Origin of the sequence: Mesorhizobium sp. M1273, assembly GCF_040318195.1 — a bacterium.
Lineage (GTDB): Bacteria > Pseudomonadota > Alphaproteobacteria > Rhizobiales > Rhizobiaceae > Mesorhizobium.
Genome location: NZ_JAMYLV010000012.1, coordinates 1 through 15,980, shown reverse-complemented (window position 1 = coordinate 15,980; position 15,980 = coordinate 1). Strand labels below are relative to the sequence as shown.

At 62.7% G+C, this 15,980-nt stretch carries 16 protein-coding genes; 4 read left to right on the top strand and 12 right to left on the bottom strand.

Features of this window, described 5'->3' with window-relative positions; translation table 11 throughout:
* Positions 1-90 precede the first annotated feature (90 nt).
* From tam to ettA, 4 genes are read right to left on the bottom strand one after another with little or no spacing between them, the layout of a single operon-like run.
* Complete coding sequence (gene tam / locus NKH30_RS14900; RefSeq protein WP_352978118.1) at positions 91-882, bottom strand: trans-aconitate 2-methyltransferase; 792 nt, start codon at positions 880-882, stop codon at positions 91-93.
* Complete coding sequence (locus NKH30_RS14895; RefSeq protein ID WP_352471644.1) at positions 879-1,142, bottom strand: type II toxin-antitoxin system RelE family toxin; 264 nt, start codon at positions 1,140-1,142, stop codon at positions 879-881. Before NKH30_RS14895 ends, tam begins: the two co-directional genes overlap by 4 nt.
* A gap of 2 nt (positions 1,143-1,144) precedes the next feature.
* A complete protein-coding gene (relB, locus tag NKH30_RS14890) occupies positions 1,145-1,378 on the bottom strand; it encodes a type II toxin-antitoxin system RelB family antitoxin (RefSeq protein WP_352471524.1) in 234 nt (77 codons plus the stop codon).
* Positions 1,379-1,436: 58 nt separating this feature from the next.
* The gene (ettA, locus tag NKH30_RS14885) at positions 1,437-3,086 is read right to left on the bottom strand and encodes an energy-dependent translational throttle protein EttA (RefSeq protein WP_352995974.1); all 1,650 of its coding nucleotides are present in this window, start codon (positions 3,084-3,086) and stop codon (positions 1,437-1,439) included.
* A gap of 345 nt (positions 3,087-3,431) precedes the next feature.
* Here ettA and NKH30_RS14880 point away from each other — a divergent pair, with 345 nt between their 5' ends.
* Positions 3,432-4,727 carry a GGDEF domain-containing protein gene (locus NKH30_RS14880; protein ID WP_352747548.1) on the top strand — a complete coding sequence of 432 codons (1,296 nt, stop codon included), beginning with the start codon at positions 3,432-3,434 and terminating at the stop codon, positions 4,725-4,727.
* Between the two features lie 27 nt (positions 4,728-4,754).
* Here NKH30_RS14880 and NKH30_RS14875 read toward each other — a convergent pair whose 3' ends face one another.
* The 4 genes from NKH30_RS14875 to NKH30_RS14860 all read right to left on the bottom strand — a co-directional run bounded on the left by NKH30_RS14875 (position 4,755) and on the right by NKH30_RS14860 (position 7,808).
* Complete coding sequence (locus NKH30_RS14875) at positions 4,755-5,369, bottom strand: hypothetical protein (protein WP_352820350.1); 615 nt, start codon at positions 5,367-5,369, stop codon at positions 4,755-4,757.
* A 73-nt stretch (positions 5,370-5,442) separates the two neighbouring features.
* Positions 5,443-6,456 (bottom strand): ribonuclease T2 family protein, encoded by a 1,014-nt coding sequence (locus tag NKH30_RS14870; RefSeq protein ID WP_352995972.1) that lies wholly within the window; start codon positions 6,454-6,456, stop codon positions 5,443-5,445.
* 120 nt (positions 6,457-6,576) lie between these two features.
* Positions 6,577-7,026 (bottom strand): MarR family winged helix-turn-helix transcriptional regulator, encoded by a 450-nt coding sequence (locus tag NKH30_RS14865; protein ID WP_352681842.1) that lies wholly within the window; start codon positions 7,024-7,026, stop codon positions 6,577-6,579.
* Positions 7,023-7,808, bottom strand: a complete 786-nt coding sequence (locus tag NKH30_RS14860) for an alpha/beta fold hydrolase (RefSeq protein WP_352995970.1) — start codon at positions 7,806-7,808, stop codon at positions 7,023-7,025. The genes NKH30_RS14865 and NKH30_RS14860 overlap by 4 nt, the downstream gene beginning before the upstream one ends.
* Positions 7,809-8,073: 265 nt before the next feature.
* Between NKH30_RS14860 and NKH30_RS14855 the strand changes: the two genes are divergently transcribed.
* The 3 genes from NKH30_RS14855 to NKH30_RS14845 all read left to right on the top strand — a co-directional run bounded on the left by NKH30_RS14855 (position 8,074) and on the right by NKH30_RS14845 (position 11,909).
* Positions 8,074-9,009 (top strand): alpha/beta fold hydrolase, encoded by a 936-nt coding sequence (locus NKH30_RS14855; RefSeq protein ID WP_352501088.1) that lies wholly within the window; start codon positions 8,074-8,076, stop codon positions 9,007-9,009.
* Between the two features lie 78 nt (positions 9,010-9,087).
* Positions 9,088-10,263, top strand: coding sequence for a CaiB/BaiF CoA transferase family protein (locus tag NKH30_RS14850; RefSeq protein ID WP_352471514.1), 1,176 nt, complete (start codon positions 9,088-9,090; stop codon positions 10,261-10,263).
* Positions 10,260-11,909, top strand: a complete 1,650-nt coding sequence (locus tag NKH30_RS14845) for a thiamine pyrophosphate-binding protein (RefSeq protein WP_352995968.1) — start codon at positions 10,260-10,262, stop codon at positions 11,907-11,909. Before NKH30_RS14850 ends, NKH30_RS14845 begins: the two co-directional genes overlap by 4 nt.
* Positions 11,910-11,949: 40 nt before the next feature.
* Here NKH30_RS14845 and NKH30_RS14840 read toward each other — a convergent pair whose 3' ends face one another.
* From NKH30_RS14840 to NKH30_RS14825, 4 genes are all read right to left on the bottom strand, one after another.
* Positions 11,950-12,393 (bottom strand): CHRD domain-containing protein, encoded by a 444-nt coding sequence (locus tag NKH30_RS14840; protein WP_352995966.1) that lies wholly within the window; start codon positions 12,391-12,393, stop codon positions 11,950-11,952.
* A 147-nt stretch (positions 12,394-12,540) separates the two neighbouring features.
* Positions 12,541-13,512, bottom strand: a complete 972-nt coding sequence (locus tag NKH30_RS14835) for an ABC transporter substrate-binding protein (RefSeq protein WP_352471510.1) — start codon at positions 13,510-13,512, stop codon at positions 12,541-12,543.
* A 40-nt stretch (positions 13,513-13,552) separates the two neighbouring features.
* On the bottom strand, positions 13,553-14,689 hold the full coding sequence (locus NKH30_RS14830; RefSeq protein WP_352501093.1) for an ABC transporter permease: 1,137 nt from the start codon (positions 14,687-14,689) through the stop codon (positions 13,553-13,555).
* On the bottom strand, positions 14,686-15,564 hold the full coding sequence (locus NKH30_RS14825) for an ABC transporter permease (protein WP_352919603.1): 879 nt from the start codon (positions 15,562-15,564) through the stop codon (positions 14,686-14,688). The genes NKH30_RS14830 and NKH30_RS14825 overlap by 4 nt, the downstream gene beginning before the upstream one ends.
* Between the last annotated feature and the right edge of the window lie 416 nt (positions 15,565-15,980).

Here is a 15,980-nt window from a genome sequence, read left to right as displayed (position 1 = left end):
ATAAAGGGCCGTGCCCCAGCGAGATGCGCATGACGGCGAAAGCCGGTCAAGCATCCGCTGCTAGCTGTTTTTGGGTGTAGCTAAGCGTTTCTAAGCGGAACGCCGCGCCACGATGAAGAGACGGGGAAAGCGCAGCAACACCTTGCCGCTTGTCGTTTTCGGATAGGCTTCGCTGATCCCGGCCGCGTAGCGCTTCAGGAAAAGCTGCCGCTCGTTTTCGTCGAGAGGATCGAGGAACGGCTTCAGCCCCGTCGATTTCACCCACTCGACGATCGCCTCGGCATCGGCCAGCGGATGGTTGTAGATCGTGTGCCAGATATCGAGCCGATCCGAGAATGGCGACAAAAGGTCGTAATAGAACGCGACCGGCGGCAGCGGCGCGCGGGCCGCGCGCTCGAGCTTTTCGGCAAACGGCATCTCGGCCGCGGTCTCCCGCATCAGCCGGTGCGAAGGTTCGGCCATATTGTCCGGCATCTGCACGGCAAGCGCGCCGCCGGGCGCCAAAAATCCCATCAACCGCTGGAAGACCGCCGGATGCTCCGGCAGCCATTGAAACACCGCATTGGCAAAGATCACGTCGACCGGTTCGGTCGGCTGCCACGCCGCCGCATCCGCCAAGGCAAAGCTGACACCGGGCAGGCGCGCCCTGGCCTTCTCGATCATGTCGGGCGAGGTATCGAAGCCGCTGATCTGCGCCCGCGGCCAGCGCTCGACCAGCAATTCGGTCGAATTGCCCGGCCCGCAGCCAATGTCGACCACCCGGCGCGGTTCCGGCACCGGCACCTGCGCAACGAGATCGCGCGCCGGCCGGGTGCGCTCGTCCTCGAATTTCAGGTAGAGGGCGGCGGACCAGTCGGGTCTCACCTTCGCGACTGTATTCATCGATAGACCTCGCGACGGTCGCCTACTTGAACCACCCAAATCGCGACAGCGCTATCATCGATCCTTGTCAGAATTCGGAATGAGCCCACACGATATTTCCAGAGACCTGCCAGTGGTCCTGTTAGCGCTTCGCCAAGTTCGCGTGGATTATCGCGCGAGGCGCGCCTGTTTTCCAGGAAGTCCACAATCCGACGCTGATCGGACCTTTGCAATCTGGAGATATCCTTCAGTGCACGCTTCTCGACACGAATTGTCCACACGATCAACCGTCACTGCGGTCGCTTGCGTCCAATCCCAGTCGTTCCTTAGCTTCGGCCAGAGAAAGCCATTCACCTTCACCATCGTTAAGGCGCTCGAGGGCGATTAGTCCGTCTTCCAGATCCTGAATTTGCTCGACAATGGCCTCAACGACTACGTCATGTTTTGTCCGGCCAGTTTTCCTTGCGACGATCTCGAGGCGTTTTTCCAGCGCGGTAGGAAGCTCGACATTAAGCATGTTTATCTCCTTCCGGCAATTCTACGAGCAGCCTGGGGCGCTTGCAACCAATCCGTTGTTACCGCGTCAGCCGCTTATACGTCATCCTGTGCGGATTGACCGCCTCAGGCCCAAGGCGGCGGATCTTGTCCTGCTCGTAATCCTCGAAATTGCCTTCGAACCATTCGACATGGCTGTCGCCTTCGAAGGCGAGGATGTGCGTCGCCAGGCGATCGAGGAACATGCGATCGTGCGAGATGATGACGGCGCAGCCGGCGAAGCTCTCGAGCGCGTCTTCGAGTGCCGCCAGCGTTTCGGTATCGAGATCGTTGGTCGGTTCGTCGAGCAGCAGCACATTGCCGCCGGTCTTCAGCATCTTGGCCAGATGCACGCGGTTGCGCTGGCCGCCGGACAGGTTGCCGACCTTCTGCTGCTGGTCGCCGCCACGAAAGTTGAACGACGCGCAGTAGGCGCGGGTGTTGGCTTCGAACTTGCCAAGCTTGACCACTTCGGCGCCGCCCGAGATCTCTTCCCAGACCGTCTTGGTCGGGTCGAGCGCGTCGCGGCTCTGGTCGACATAACCGAGCTTGACCGTCTCGCCGACGCGGATGGTGCCGGCATCGGGCTTTTCCTGGCCGGTGATCATGCGGAACAGCGTCGTCTTGCCGGCGCCGTTCGGGCCGATGACGCCGACGATGCCGCCGGGCGGCAGCTTGAATTCGAGATCGTCGATCAAAAGCGTGTCGCCAAAGCCCTTCGACAGGCCCTCGACCTCGATCACCACATTGCCGAGCCGCTCGCCATGCGGAATGACAATCTGGGTATCGCTCGGACGCCGCTTGTCGGCTGCATCCAGCAGATCCTGGAAGGCCTGGATACGGGCTTTCGACTTGGTCTGCCGGGCTTTCGGGCTGGACTGGATCCACTCGCGCTCGCGGCCGATCGCCCGCTGGCGCGCATCGTCCTCGCGGCCTTCCTGCTTGAGCCGCTTGGCCTTGGCTTCGAGATATTTGGTGTAGTTGCCTTCGTAGGGGATACCGCGGCCGCGATCGAGCTCGAGGATCCAGCCGGTGACATTGTCGAGGAAGTAGCGATCGTGGGTGATGATCATCACCGCGCCCGGATAGGCCCGCAGATGCTTTTCCAGCCACGCCGTCGTCTCGGCGTCGAGATGGTTGGTCGGCTCGTCGAGCAGCAGAAGGTCGGGCTGGCGCAGCAGCAACTGACAGAGCGCGACGCGACGGCGTTCGCCGCCCGACAGCTTGGTGACATCGGCCTCCTTGGGCGGGCAGCCGAGTGCCTCCATCGCCATCTCGACCTGCTGTTCGAGATCCCACAGGTTGAGCCGGTCCATCTCGTCCTGCAGCTTGGCCGACTCGTCCGCCGTCTCGTCGGAATAGTTCATCATCAATTCGTTGTAGCGCTCGATGATGGCGGTCTTGACGGCGACGCCTTCCATGACGTTTTCGAACACGTTCTTGTTCGGATCGAGCGCCGGCTCCTGCGCCAGGTAACCGACGGTAGCACCCTCGGCCAGCCAGGCCTCGCCGCTCCACTCCTTGTCGATGCCGGCCATGATCTTGAGGATCGTCGACTTGCCGGCGCCGTTGGGGCCGAGGATGCCGATCTTGGCGTCCGGGTAGAAGGACAGATGAATGTTCTCGAGCACCTTCTTGGTGCCGTAGGCCTTGTTGAGGCCGGCCATGTGATAGATGAACTGGCGTGCCACGCGCGCTTTCCCTGAAAAGTCGACTGATGTCGGATTGGATGGAAGTTGGGGGCTATGTAAGCGATGCAGCCGCGAACGGCAAACAGTTTTGGCCCTAAAGCAATTCCAGGAAAAACCGTGAAACGGTTTTCCGTCCGGAATTGCGTCAAAACAAAAAAGATGGAGCGGTTCAGCGGTTCCGTGAAACGATGACCCGCTCCAGGCGGATTTGGTCGCAGCCGCAAACGCTTAGCCGCTTCATTTCGTGCCGGCGCCCAGGCGAAAGCTCCGGTTAATCATTCCGCGTCAAACAATGTTGGATGGGAAATCGCTGGCAGCCGCGATTTCGGGGAGAGAGATCGGGCCGTGTTGAACAGTTTCCTGCTTTTTGCCGAAGCGGTTCTCTATTTCGGCATCATGGTCACGCTTTTCCGGTTCAGGGGCCGCATCGGCCTCGGCGTCTTTGTTTGCGCCCTTGGCGTCATGCATTTCTTGGAAACCTATCTCGCCAGCGTCTTCTACGTCGCGCTGCCGTTCGGCATGGTATCGCCGGGTTCGGCCGTGCTGTTTTCCGGCAAGCTGGTGATGCTTCTCCTGCTCTACATCAAGGAGGACGCGGCAACTGTCCGGCAGCCGATTTACGGCCTGCTGCTCGGCAATGCCCTGATGGTCGGGCTCGTGCTGATCCTGCGCCTGCACGACATCGCACCGCTGCCCGACGGCAAGCTTCCCGACATCGGCTTCATCGATGAGATGGGCTGGCTGATGGTGTGGGGCACGACGCTGCTGTTCGTCGACGCCATCCTGATCATTCTGCTCTATGAAAAGCTCGGCAAATACCTGCGCAAGGCGCTTTTCACCCGCATCCTGGTCTCCGTCGCCTGCGTGCTCACCTTCGACCAGGCAGGCTTTTTCACGGCGCTGCATTTCGTCACCGGTGCGCCGGTCGCGGTGTTCTTCGGCGGCTGGTTCGCCAAGATGGCAGCGGCCCTGGTCTACAGCACCATGCTGGTCGCCTATATCAGGTGGTTCGAGGCGCGGCAGGTGCCGGCGCCGCGCGGGCTTTCCGACATTTTCGACACGCTGACCTATCGCGAGCGCTATGAGGCGCTGGTCGAGCATGTCGGTCGCGACGGCCTCACCGGCCTCCTGCACAGGGGGCGCTTCGACAGCGATGGCGAGGCCGCCGTCGCCGCCAGCCTGCGGACCGCCAGGCCGCTCAGCCTGCTGATCATCGATGTCGACCACTTCAAATCGATCAACGACCGCTTCGGCCACGCCGAGGGAGACAAGGTGCTGAAAGCCCTGGCGATTTTGCTTGGCGAACTTGTCGGGACCGAAGATCAATTGTTCAGGATCGGCGGTGAGGAATTCGCCATCCTCGGCTGGCGTCCGCAGCCGCTCGCCAGGCTGCTGGGTGAAACCGTCAGGCAAGCGGTCAAGACGTCCGCGAGCACCAGCCGGTTCGACATTACCGTCAGCGCCGGCATCTCGACGGTCAGCGAGACGACCCGTTGCCTTGCCGATCTCTTTGCGCTGGCCGACCAGCGTCTCTACAAGGCCAAATCCACGGGACGCGATCGCGTTGTCGGCGAACCGGGCGGCAACGAAGCAGACGCCCGCAACACATGGACCAGGCCGGAGCGCAGCGCCGGCGCGTAACGCTGCCCAGGCCTGCGATTGGCTCAATCAGGATTGTTTGCGCCGCTGCCATCCGCCGATCGCAACCGAAACCGCCATCAGCGCGATCGCCAGCCATTTCAACGCGGTAATAATCGGGCCGGCTTCGATGTCGTAGGCAATGAACAGAAGAATGCCCGGCACCAGCAGGCCGCAGAGCACGAGCGTGATCCGGTTGATCTGCCATGACACTTTTGCCGCAAGCGCCTGGTCGCCGGGCACGGCGACAAGCGCGGCCCGCATTGCCTTCGGCGCCACCAGCGTGGTCGAAAGACGCAGCGAAATCGGCAGGCCGATACCGATGATCAGGAAGGCGCATGCCGCCAGGAGCAGCGAAAACTTGAGCGCACTGGTTTCGGCCGGTACCGGGAACAGCAGCGCCGCCAGCGGCAGGAAGACACAGAACATCCCGAGCGCGGCGATGGCGATGAAGATCGCCGCGTTGACCAGCGTAAACAATTGGTAAGTGCCGCCGCCGACGGGTTTGGCGAGCGTGGTCATGCGAGCCCACTCCACTTCGGTGTAGGAAAAGCCCGGCCACTCCATATGGCCGTCGCGGATCGCCGTCATGCCCTTGGCCCAGAACGCCAGCCGCGCCAGCGCGCCGCTCGTCATACCACTCATCGCCACCCCCTGCGAATGATAACCCCGGGATCATACCATCCCCGGTGCAAAGCGACAGTTGCGTACGGCCTGTTTACTGGAACCCGACGGCATCGACCGCGCCCTTCGGGCAGCCGGCCTTGGCTGTCGGCGCCGAGGCAAGCAGCAGGGCACCGAGCGAAGCGTTCGAAGCGATCGGGCCGGTCAGGCCGAGCGTCAGTTCGCCGATCAGCCGCCTGCCGTTCGAAGGATCGACCACGCAGGACACGCGGACCCGGTCGCCCGCGCCTTTGCCGAAGGCACTGTCGAAGGTGCTGCGGATCTGATCGGATGTCAGTTGCTTGCCGATGTTCTTGATGAAGAGATCGCGCACCGGCGACGCATTCATCGCGCGCATCAGGTTCAAGGCGTCGGCGAAATACTCCTGCTGGCTCTTGCCGTAGCAGGTGCCGTGCTTGATCCACTCATGCCTTTCGAGGGCGGACGCGGTGCCCGGCATCACCTGGTCGAGTTCCGCTCGCGTTTTCGGGTCAAGGGTGACCGACGGCAAATCCCGCCAGTGTGCCGGATCGTCGTTCGCCTTGTCGCTTGCCGCGACCTGGCAATAGAAATTTCCGTTCGGCTGCGGCCACAATCCATGCAAGGTGAAGTGGGTCGCATCGAAACCGGCGGCGGTCTGCGCACGGCATTCGGCCTTGCTGGATTTGGTCTCACAAAAAGCCGGCTGCCAGCTCAGCGCGAAGACATATTCCGGCTTTCCGGACGCCGATGGCTTGTTCGGCTCGGCAGGCGCCGGTGCAGCCGGCATCGTCGACGCGCTGCCGCCCGAAACATGACCGCAGCTGATCTTGACCCAGCGGCGCTCCGGATCGGCGCCCGGCACGCGAATGAGGTAGTGCGTGGGCGCGTCCTTGTTGCCGGCCAGCAGATCATAATTCTGACCAGCCGCGGTCGAGACATTGCCGGGATTCTTGCCGCTCTTGATCGCCTGCGTTGCCGGACAGGCGGCATCGGCGACGAAAGAGCCGGTCATCTTCACATCGGCCCGCGCCGCGCTTGCGCCAGCAAACGCAACAAACACTGCCCCCCATATCGCCCAAATCCGCATTCCGGCACTCCTCGTGATTCACGCCGCAAGCTAGAAACTTGCGACATGTCAGAATTACGATTTCTTTCGCCGGCCGTAAAAACAATCGCCAGCGCATTGAGACGGCTCGCGCGTGGTCGATCAGGATCCGCCCGCCTCCACCCGTTCCGTCAGGGTGCGCAGCAGATCAAGCGAGGCTTTCAGCACGTCGGCGTCCATACCCTCCGAAACGCGGTTCGCCCAAACATGCTGGCGTGTGCCGATATTCTTGACCGCTGCCCGGCCGGCATCGGTTATCGACAACAGCTTGGCGCGGCGATGCGCCGGGTTGTCGGCGTAGGCGGCAAGCCCCTCCGCAGCCAGTATGTCGGCCAGCCGCTGTACACTCTGACGGGCGAGACCCATGTCGCGGGCGATGTCGGCCACAGATTTCGGCTCCTTCAAAACTGCACCCAAAACCTGCCAGCGCGCTGCCGTCAGCCCGGTTGGAGCGGCCAGCCGGTCGGCCGCATCCAGAAAACTGCCGTTCATCCTGAACACGGCAAGCACCAGTTCGGTGAGCACATTTGCCGCTTCGGTCCTGGTCGTCATTTCTGGCCGGCCTCGATGGTCGCGACGAAATTATTAACGGCTTCGGCTACGACCTCGGGCTTGTCAAGCATCACCCAATGGCCGCTGCCCGCCACGATCTGGCGCGGAATGTCCGTGCGCAGCCGGTAGAGCGCGGCTGGAGTGTCACTGGCCTCGGTAGCCAATACGAACATAGGCCCGCGATACGCATCGAGTGCCGGCTCCGGGTTCCATTCGGCCAGTGCCTTGCCGACACCTGCCCTCGCCGCCGGATCGACCACTGCCGCATCGGCCAGAACACGCTGGCGAACAACCGCGTTAGGGCCGGCAATCGACGTGTAATAGGCGTTCAGGACATCACGGCCTTGCGGACCGGCCAGATCGCGGACAAAGCCGTCACGAATCGCCTGCGGCAGCGCACGAGGATCGGTCGCCGGGTCGACGAGCAAGACACCGGCGACCCGGTCGGCATGGCTGGCGGCATAAGCGAGCGCCACGCCACCGCCGCCGCTGTGCGCGACAATGAGAAACCGCTTCATGCCAAACGCGTCGGCCACGGCACCGACATCTATTGCACGACCGTCATAACCATAGTCACCGTCCTGCGCCGGCGCGGAGGCACCATGACCGCGAAAATCGAAGGCTACCGCCTCGCGGCCTTCGACGGAGAGCTGCATCACCCGGTCCCAGTGGGAAGCGCGGCTGCAATCCCCATGCAGGAACATGATCGGCAGGCCATTGCCGGCGTTGATCCTATAAGTGGCAAGCTGGCCTTGCGGGCCTGGAACAGTGGACGTCATCATGGTCATCTCCCTGGTTTCCTGACTGAACGCAGCAATCCCTGACAACAGGGTGGCCGTCGTGAAGGCGAAGCCCGCCAGCAAGATTGCATGCCGCGAAATGGCCCGGTGGTTTTCATAGTCATACCCCCAATCTGCCGCTGACCATTTGACAGTATGCTGTCATGTAATCACATTGACAGCATGCTGTCAACGCCGTCGAGTGGGTACCCTGCGTCCCTTGACGTCGATCGCTGCGTCGCCCAACAGTCGCCGACGGGAGCGAGACATGCCATTTGACAAGCAGAGGATGCTGGCATCGCCGACCGGCGCCGAGCTCAACCTTTATGTGAAACACGCCATCGGCCAACCGCGCGCCATTGTCCAGGTCAATCACGGGTTGGCCGAGCACGCGGCGCGCTATGCCCGTTTCGCCGATTTCCTTGGCGAGCGCGGCTACCAGGTCTACGCGCACGACCACCGTGGCCATGGCGCCACCAAGGCGCCCGACGCGCCACCTGGCAGGTTCGCCGATGCGGATGGCGGTGCCAAGGTCATCGCCGATGTCGCCGCCGTCCATGATCTCATCGCCAGGGAACAGCCGGGTCTGCCGATCATCGTCTTCGGTCACTCCTTGGGCGCGTCGGTCGCGCTGAACTTTGTCCTCCGCCACTCGGCGCGCATCCATGCCGCCGCGATCTGGAACGGCAATTTCTCGGCCGGACTGCTCGGCCAAATCGCGCTGGCCATGCTTGGTTGGGAAAAGTTCCGGCTTGGCTCAGACGTGCCGTCGCGCCTGCTGCCCCGGCTGACGTTCCGGGCCTGGGGCAAGGCGGTGCCCAATCACCGGACGCCGTTCGACTGGCTGTCGCGCGATGCCGCTGAAGTCGAGAAATACATCGCCGACCCGCTTTGCGGCTGGGACGCATCGGTGTCGATGTGGCAGGACATCGTCATGATGACGCTGCATTGCGGCAGCGACCGCAATTTTTCCGGCGTGCGGCGCGACCTGTTCGTCAATCTGGTCGGAGGCGAGCAAGATCCGGCCTCGGACGGCGGCAAGGCGGTCAGCCATCTTGCCGGCCGGATGCACATGATGGGCTTTTCGAATCTCGTTTCAAAGGTTTACGCCAAAACCCGCCACGAAAGCCTGAACGAGATCAACCGAGACGTCATCATGGAGGATTTTGCCGCCTGGGCCGACCGCGTGCTGAGGGCACAGTGATACTGGCCCATTGCAAGGGCCGTGACAGCGGCGCGCGGGATTGATAGAGGCTGCGCTTTCGATCAACCACGGTGATCCATGACTGAGCCTCCGCTCAAAGGCATCCGCGTCATCGAACTCGCACGCATCCTCGCCGGGCCATGGGCCGGACAGCTGCTTGCCGACCTCGGCGCCGACGTGATCAAGGTCGAGAGCCCGGACGGCGGCGACGACACCCGCAAATGGGGACCGCCCTTCGTCATCGGCCATGACGGCGAGAACCTTTCGGCCGCTTATTACCATTCCTGCAACCGCGGCAAGCGCTCCATTGCCATCGACTTCTCGACGCCCGAGGGTGCCGAGACGGTGCGCCGGCTGGTCGCGACATCGGATGTGCTGATCGAAAACTTCAAAGTCGGCGGACTGAAGAAATACGGCCTCGACTATGACAGCCTGAGGAAAATCAACCCGCGGCTGATCTATTGCTCGATCACCGGTTTTGGCCAGTCGGGACCGTATGCGCCGCGTGCCGGCTATGATTTCATCATCCAGGGCATGGCCGGCATGATGTCGATCACCGGCGAAGCCGGCCGCGAACCGCAAAAGGCGGGCGTCGCTATTTCGGATGTTTTCACCGGGCTTTATTCGGTCATCGCCATCCAGGCGGCGCTTCGCCATGCCGAGAAGACTGGCGAAGGCCAGCATATCGACATGGCGCTCTACGACACCCAGATCTCGACGCTCGGCAACCAGAACCTCAACTATCTCGTCTCCGGACAGTCGCCGGTGCAGATGGGCAATGCGCATATGAACATCGCGCCCTACGAAGTGGTGCCGGTGAAAAATGGCCACATCATCCTGGCGGTCGGCAATGATGGCCAGTTCGCAAAGTTCTGCGCTGCCGTCGGCCTCGATGAGCTGGCGTCGAACCCTGACTTCGCCACCAATCCCGCCCGCGTCGCCAACCGGGCAAAGCTGCGCGAGCATATGATCGAGGCGCTGAAAGCCTTCGATCGCGACCCGTTGCTGGCCAGACTTGAGACTGCCGGAGTGCCGGCCAGCCCGATCAACAACATCGGCCAGATGTTTGCCGACCCGCAGACCATCGCGCGCGGCATGCGGCTCGACCTCGATGACGGCCATGGCAATCTCTTGCCCTCGGTGCGGGCGCCGATGGTCATGTCCGGCACGCCGCTGGTCTATGAACGTCCGTCACCGCGTCTCGGCGAACACACCGAAGAAATCCTTGCCGAACTGGAGAGGTCAGGAAAATGAAGACCGGCGGACAACTCATCGTCGATGCGCTCGAAGCCAACGGAACGGACCGTATCTATTGCGTACCCGGCGAATCCTATCTGGCGGTGCTCGACGCGCTGCATGATTCACCGATCCGCACAATCGTCTGCCGCCAGGAGGGCGGTGCCGCAATGATGGCCGACTGCCACGGCCGCCTGACCGGCAGGCCCGGCATCTGCTTTGTCACCCGCGGCCCAGGCGCCACCAATGCCTCGGCCGGCATCCACATCGCGATGCAGGATTCGGTCCCCCTCATCCTGTTCATCGGCCAGGTCGCCAGCCACGCCAAGGCGCGCGAGGCCTTCCAGGAGATCGACTACGTCAGGTTCTTCGGCGATATCGCCAAATGGGTGGTCGAGATCGACGACGCCGCACGCATACCCGAATTCGTCACACGCGCCTTTGCGGTGGCGACGTCCGGTCGCCCGGGCCCGGTCGTCATCTCGCTGCCCGAAGACATGCTGACCAGCCTCGCGGAGGCACCGGACGCCCGGCATTATACCCCTGTCGAGACGCGGCCTAGCGAAGTCGAGCTCGACGCACTGGAAGTGTTGCTCAACAAGGCAAAGCGGCCCTTCGTCGTCCTCGGCGGTACGCGCTGGGACGCGCAGGCCGTTGCACGGATGCGGACGATAGCCGAAGCCTGGTCGCTGCCGGTCGGCTGCTCCTTCCGCCGCCAGATGCTGTTCGACCATCTCCACCCGAACTATGCCGGCGATGTCGGCATCGGCATCAATCCCAAGGTAGCAACCGCCATCAAGCAGGCCGACCTTGTGCTGCTGATCGGCGGCCGTATGGGCGAGATGCCGTCATCCGACTACACGCTGCTGAAGAGTCCCTACCCCGACCAGACGCTGGTCCATATCCATGCCGACGCCGGCGAACTCGGCCGCGTCTACCGGTCGGCGCTGGCGATCAATGCCTCGCCTGCCGCTTTCGTCGAAGCCTTTGCCAGACGCAAGCCGGCCGCAACGCCGGTGTGGGCGGCTGAGGCAGCGAAGCTGCACGCCGCCTATCTCGACTGGTCGACGCCTCCGGAGAGCGGCCCCGGCGCCGTCCAGATGGGGCCGATCATGAATTATCTCGAAACGGTGCTGCCGGACGACGCCATCCTCACCAACGGCGCCGGCAACTACGCCACCTGGGTGCATCGTTACCATCGCTTCCGGCGTTTTGGCACGCAGGCAGCACCCACATCCGGCTCGATGGGCTACGGCACGCCGGCGGCGGTCGCCGCCAAGCAGCTTTTCCCCGACCGCGACGTGATTGCTTTCGCCGGCGACGGGTGTTTCCTGATGAACGGCCAGGAATTCGCCACCGCCGTGCAATACGGGCTGCCGATCATCGTCATCGTCGTCAACAATGGCATCTACGGCACCATCCGCATGCATCAGGAGCGCGAATATCCCGGCCGTGTCGTCGCCACGGACTTGAAGAATCCCGACTTTGCTGCTTTGGCCCGTGCCTATGGCGGCCATGGCGAGACGGTGGAAAAGACCGCCGACTTCGCGGCGGCCTTCGAGCGAGCGCGGGCCAGCGGCAAGCCGTCAATCGTAGAGATCCGGCTCGACCCTGAAGCCATCACGCCGACCCGCACTATGACCCAGATTCGCGACAAGGCCTGACAAAACAGGATGATTGCCCTGTTTTGTCGTCGTGATCTGCCTATTTGGCCTTCTCGATCTGGCCGCGGATCTCGCCGTCCGCGCGGGCCGCGGTGTGGATGTTGACGTAATATTTGCCAGCCTCAAGATCGGTGGCCTGGGCATCGGTCAATGTCGCCGAACCCTTGATCGGGCTCTTCAGCTTGCCTTCGAACGGCACCACCGGATCGGCGTTTTGACCCTTTGCCGCCGGGCCGTGAATGTGTGCGGCCTTCGCCGGCCCGCTGAGGCCGGAATATCTCACGGTCCAGCTGAGTTTCTTGGTGGCGGTGTTGAACCTGAGCGTGGCGGTGCCCTTGCCCTTCGTGGTGACGGGCGGGTTCTGCTGAGCACCATCGAGCGCCGCCGTCATCCTTATGGTTTCGGCCAAGGCCGGTGAAGCAGAGAAGATGGCTGCAGAAATGGCCAGCGCCGAAAGCATCGGCGTGAAGGACTGGATGCGCATGGAAACCTCCGTTGTGACACCCTTGAGGCGGATGCACCGGCACAACGATTTTGCGAGCGGATGTTTCCGCCGGTAACGTTTATTTTACCTCCCACTAAAAAGGGGCGGTCGCCCGCCCCTTTTCCGCTACAAGCCAGTTTGACAGTCCTATTTGATGGCCTTGTCGGTGATCGCCGTCGTGTAGGCGCCGGTAGGCTCCTTGCTGATGATCTTCTGGTCGAGCAGCGCCTTGGCGGTGCGCTCGTAGGTCGCCGGATCGAGCTTGCCATCGGCATTGTCGATCAGCTTGGCGACTTCGCCCATCATGCGCTTCTGGTGGTTCTCGTCCTGGCCGCCATTGTCCATGACGATGCCGGCCGCTTCGTCGGAATGGTCGACGGCGTATTTCCAACCCTTCATCGAAGCGCGCACGAAACGCACCATCTTGTCCTCGAAGGCCGGATCCTTGAGCTTGTCCTCCAGGGCATAGAGCCCGTCTTCGAGCAGATCGTTGCCCATGGCGGAATAGTTGAAGACGGTCAGCTCTTCCGGCTTGTAGCCGGCGTCGATGAGCTGCCAGTACTCGTTATAGGTCATGACCGAAATGCAATCCGCCTGCTTCTGGATCAGCGGCTGCACGTCAAAGCTCTGCTTGAGCACGGTGACGCCGTCCGGCCCGCCATCGGTCTTGAGGCCAAGCTTGTTCATCCAGGCATAGAACGGATACTCGTTGCCGAAGAACCAGACGCCGAGCGTGTGGCCCTTGAAGTCGGCTTCCGTCTTGACCGGACCGTCCTTCGGGCAGACCAGCTCCATGCCGGCCTTCTTGAACGGCTGGGCGATGTTGACCAGCGGCACGCCCTTCTCGCGCGCAGCCAGCGCGCCGCCCATCCAGTCGACGATGACGTCGGCGCCGCCGCCGGCGATGACCTGCTCGGGCGCAATGTCCGGGCCGCCGGGCTTGATGTCGACGTCGAGGCCCTCGGCTTCATAGAAGCCCTTGGCCTTGGCGACATAATAGCCGGCGAACTGTGCCTGGGTGACCCATTTCAGCTGCAGCGTCACCTTGTCCGCGGCCATCGCCTGGAACGCGGCAAGCGACATCGCGCCGGCCAGCATCGAAACAACAAGTCTTTTCATGTTTTTACCCTCTGAAGTTAGCGCCCTAAACCCACCGCCCCTATCCACCACGGACAGAGGGATGCCAAAACGTGACTGCTCTCTCGAAAAGAGCGACCACGCCATAAAAGACCGAACCCGCAAGTGCTGCAACTGCGATTTCCGCCCACACCATGTCGATGTTCATCCGCCCGACTTCCGTCGAAATGCGGAATCCCATGCCGACCACCGGCGTGCCGAAGAACTCGGCGACGATGGCGCCGATCAGCGCCAGCGTCGAATTGATCTTCAACGCATTGAAGATGAAGGGTGCCGCCGCCGGCAGCCGCAGCTTGAACAGCGTCTGCCAGTAGCTCGAGGCATAGGTGCGCATCAGGTCGCGCTCCATATGGCCGGAGGCGGCAAGCCCGGCGACGGTGTTCACCAGCATCGGGAAGAAGGTCATGATGATGACCACCGCTGCCTTCGACTGCCAGTCGAAGCCGAACCACATGACCATGATCGGCGCGACGCCGATGATCGGCAGCGCCGACACCATATTGCCGATCGGCAAAAGCCCGCGCCGCAGAAACGGCACGCGGTCGGCGGCGATGGCAACGAGGAAGCCGGCGCTGCTCCCCACCACATAGCCGAAGATAACAGCCTTGAAGATGGTCTGCCTGACATCGGCCCCCAGCACCGGCAGCGAGCCGACGATGCGTGCACCGATGGCGCTTGGCGGCGGCAACAGGATGAAGGGAATGCCGGCACCACGCGTCACCGCCTCCCAGATGATCAGGATCCAGGCGCCGAAGATGGCCGGAATGATCAGGCGCAGGGCGGTTGACGCCCAGCGCGACGTCGGGCGAAACGACGACAAGACCGTTACGCAGCGCCAGGCCAAAAACCACGCCGCGACGAGCAGCAGATAGAAGGATGCGCGAGCGCTGCCCTCATTGCCGGTTATGCCGGCGAGCAGCATCCACGCTGCGCCATGCGCGCCAAGGAACAGCAACACCACCCCGATCATCGGTGGAAAGTTGTCGGCCTCGATTGCCACGAGCAGCAAAATGAAAATCAAAACCGCAGTCGCCATGCCGTAACCGGGCGTAGCACTGACGAGCGGCCAAAGAAGCAGCGCGCCGGCAAGCAGGACAAGCGCGGCGTACCCCTGCCAGGATCGAGGCGTGATTGAGGAAAGGCTCAGGATGGAGCTCATGCCGGCCTCCCGCCCATGGCGCGGTCGACAAGGCGCCCGGCGATGCCGACGACCATCACCAGCAACGCCGCGACCACCGACCCGGCAACCAGAGCCGACCAGATGTCGATGGTCTGGCTGTAGTAGGCGCCGGCGAGCAATTTGGCGCCGATGCCGGCGACGGCGCCGGTCGGCAACTCGCCGACGATGGCGCCGACCAGGCTGGCGGCCACCGCCACCTTCATCGAGGTGAACAGGAACGGCACCGAAGCCGGCACACGCAATTTCCAGAAGGTCTGCGAGGCACTGGCATTATAGGTGTGCATCAGGTCGAGATGGGTAAGCTCGGGCGAGCGCAGTCCCTTCACCATGCCGACCGCCACCGGAAAGAACGACAGATAGGTCGAGATCAGCGCCTTCGGGATAAGCCCGGTGATGCCGATCGCCGCCAGCACGACGATGATCATCGGCGCCACCGCCAGGATCGGAATGGTCTGCGAGGCGATGATCCACGGCATCAGACTGCGGTCGAGCGTCGCCACATGCACGATGCCGACGGCGATGACGATTCCGAGCGCCGTGCCGAAAGCAAAGCCGAGCAGCGTCGACGACAGCGTCACCCAGGCATTGTAGACAAGGCTGCGGTTCGAGGTGATGCTGCGCAGAAAGGTGTTTTCGAAAAAATTCACCGCCACCTGATGCGGCGCCGGCAGCGTCGGCTTCGGCTGTACCAGCGTCTTGCCGATGAATTCCACAATACCCGGCGTCTGATTGGCGCGGCGGTCGAGATCGCGCTGGAACGGCGTGTTGAGGATGACGGCCATGACGTACCAGACGACGACAACGCCCAGGAGGATCGAGGTCACCGGAACGATCTTGTCGCGAAACGAGTCCATCTAGCAGGCCTCGCCGGGTAAGCGCCCTCCTCTCCCCAACGGGGAGAGGGTGACTGGAGCGAAGCGGAGGCCGGGTGAGGGTGACCGCGCTTTTGTCATCCTAGGGCGGAACCGCCGCGAAGCGGCGTGCGTATCGGGAGCGCCCCACCACGCTTTCGTCATCCTAGGGCGAAGCAAGGAGCGAAGCGACGCGGCGCAGACCCTAGGATCCATGCCATTATCTCCCCGCTCCGCAACGGTGCTGAAAATGGCTCCCTCCGCACCGCTCTGCGTAACGCTTATTCTCGACCGCTTGCGCGTTTCGCCCGACATCACGGCATGATGGGGTGGACGGCGCCCGACGGCATCGGATGTGCCAGAATGAGTTCGTTGAGATCTCAAACAAGGGAGCCGTCCGTGGAACACCTTATCCGTAT

Coding starts and splice junctions, on each gene's coding strand:
- tam (WP_352978118.1), bottom strand. CDS start 882: ATGAATACAGTCGCGAAGGTGAGACCCGACTGGTCCGCCGCCCTCTAC.
- relB (WP_352471524.1), bottom strand. CDS start 1,378: ATGCTTAATGTCGAGCTTCCTACCGCGCTGGAAAAACGCCTCGAGATC.
- NKH30_RS14875 (WP_352820350.1), bottom strand. CDS start 5,369: ATGAGTGGTATGACGAGCGGCGCGCTGGCGCGGCTGGCGTTCTGGGCC.
- NKH30_RS14870 (WP_352995972.1), bottom strand. CDS start 6,456: ATGCGGATTTGGGCGATATGGGGGGCAGTGTTTGTTGCGTTTGCTGGC.
- NKH30_RS14865 (WP_352681842.1), bottom strand. CDS start 7,026: ATGACGACCAGGACCGAAGCGGCAAATGTGCTCACCGAACTGGTGCTT.
- NKH30_RS14860 (WP_352995970.1), bottom strand. CDS start 7,808: ATGATGACGTCCACTGTTCCAGGCCCGCAAGGCCAGCTTGCCACTTAT.
- NKH30_RS14855 (WP_352501088.1), top strand. CDS start 8,074: ATGCCATTTGACAAGCAGAGGATGCTGGCATCGCCGACCGGCGCCGAG.
- NKH30_RS14850 (WP_352471514.1), top strand. CDS start 9,088: ATGACTGAGCCTCCGCTCAAAGGCATCCGCGTCATCGAACTCGCACGC.
- NKH30_RS14845 (WP_352995968.1), top strand. CDS start 10,260: ATGAAGACCGGCGGACAACTCATCGTCGATGCGCTCGAAGCCAACGGA.
- NKH30_RS14840 (WP_352995966.1), bottom strand. CDS start 12,393: ATGCGCATCCAGTCCTTCACGCCGATGCTTTCGGCGCTGGCCATTTCT.
- NKH30_RS14835 (WP_352471510.1), bottom strand. CDS start 13,512: ATGAAAAGACTTGTTGTTTCGATGCTGGCCGGCGCGATGTCGCTTGCC.
- NKH30_RS14830 (WP_352501093.1), bottom strand. CDS start 14,689: ATGAGCTCCATCCTGAGCCTTTCCTCAATCACGCCTCGATCCTGGCAG.
- NKH30_RS14825 (WP_352919603.1), bottom strand. CDS start 15,564: ATGGACTCGTTTCGCGACAAGATCGTTCCGGTGACCTCGATCCTCCTG.